Raw genomic sequence first — 1,410 nt, forward strand, 5'->3', positions numbered from 1 at the left:
GTTTGATACCCTGTGAAAGTGATTCTTGTGCTTTTGATTCAAAAGGATTACAAAACAGTATAATAAATACTAGCAAAACGATAGTGAAGTGACTGATATTTAATTTAATGATGTCCAAACTCCTAATTATGTGTTTTTATTTTAGTATAATAGTAATAATGATAATAAGATATAATTTATGGAAAAAAAGTCATTAATATTACAATTTAATAAAAAAATAATAGATTAGGAAAGATATATTGGGGATATAGCGTGCTTAATTTACGTGAAATCAATAAAGATAATTGGATTCACTCTCGAAAGTTAAATAATTGTTATGAACGGTCGAAATTTTTATTTCGGTCGTTTATTTGTGGTTTATACGCGATGTTTGTGGCAGTAATCGATTGTAAGATTAACAGTAAAGCGGTCGAAATTTCATATACGACAGCCTTTTTTTATGGATTTCATTATGCTCTTTGATGTTTTGTTTGAGGGGGAGGGGGTAGGGGAATGAAGAAGCGAGAAGACATATTGAAGAGATGGGAATTTTGACTGATCGCAAGTCGGATGATCCAATTGATATTTAGCATCTTCGTTGGGGCTGAAGGATAAAGAAAGTGATGATAGAATCCAGCAACTTTAAGTTGTTGGGTTCTTTTTATGGAGAAAGTGAGGAGGCGGCTGAAATTGCATCTTCAGCCGCCTGTTTTATGGGAATATGGAGATAATTCTTTCGTTTACAGTAGGGGGGTAAAGCTTAGTTGGAAAAAACGCCGTGTTAGTTGGAAAAATAGACATCGGCGTATTAGTGTACCACTTCATTAAGTTCGGAGATGTCGACTTCAGAACGCTCTTCGAGTGAGCGACGAAGATGGACTGTTGCGAGTTTGCCGTTTTCGTGAACTTGGTCGATCCAGACGGAAACTCCGTTGTACGTGACTTCGATATCATTTGGCGAGTTGACGATTTGCTTGATGCGGTTTAGTTCCATGTGAATTCCTCCTTAATCAAGTTGCCTATTCAGTTTGATTTAGTTTGAGTTTGAATCATCATTATCATGTGAAGTTTTGAAAAAATATTTTATTAGGGTCACGAAAGACTGAATGGGATTATAATGTGTAAAGACTTCGTATTTTTTAGGGGATTTGGTTGCATGTTAATTAGAATAAATAAAAAGTTGGAAAAAATAATGTCGTTGTTCATCCCAATCAGTTTGGTAATTGGGGTTATTTTTTCGGCGACGCTTCACGATTTTTCGGGACTGATTCCATGGATATTTGCGTTCATGACGTTTGCGGGCAGTTTGAATTCGAATTTTGCATCGATGAAACAAGCGATGCTTTCTCCTTTGCCTTTGGTGCTAACAATCTTCGTGTTGCATGTATTTATGCCACTATGGGCGCTTGGGATAGGTCATGTGGTGTTTAG

1 protein-coding gene and 1 pseudogene are annotated in these 1,410 nt (G+C 36.2%); one reads left to right on the forward strand and one right to left on the reverse strand.

Features of this window, described 5'->3' with window-relative positions; all coding sequences use genetic code 11:
- Positions 1-787: 787 nt before the first annotated feature.
- On the reverse strand, positions 788-973 hold the full coding sequence (locus AC1DSL_RS18215) for an H-type small acid-soluble spore protein (RefSeq protein ID WP_016428176.1): 186 nt from the start codon (positions 971-973) through the stop codon (positions 788-790).
- A 162-nt stretch (positions 974-1,135) separates the two neighbouring features.
- Between AC1DSL_RS18215 and AC1DSL_RS18220 the strand changes: the two are divergent.
- Positions 1,136-1,410 (forward strand): annotated as a pseudogene (locus tag AC1DSL_RS18220) (bile acid:sodium symporter family protein); the annotation flags it as partial.

The organism is Paenisporosarcina sp. P4_D4 (assembly GCF_056401835.1).

Bases quoted from the DNA above. Each gene is read 5' to 3' on its own strand.
- AC1DSL_RS18215 (WP_016428176.1), bottom strand. From the start codon at position 973: ATGGAACTAAACCGCATCAAGCAAATCGTCAACTCGCCAAATGATATC.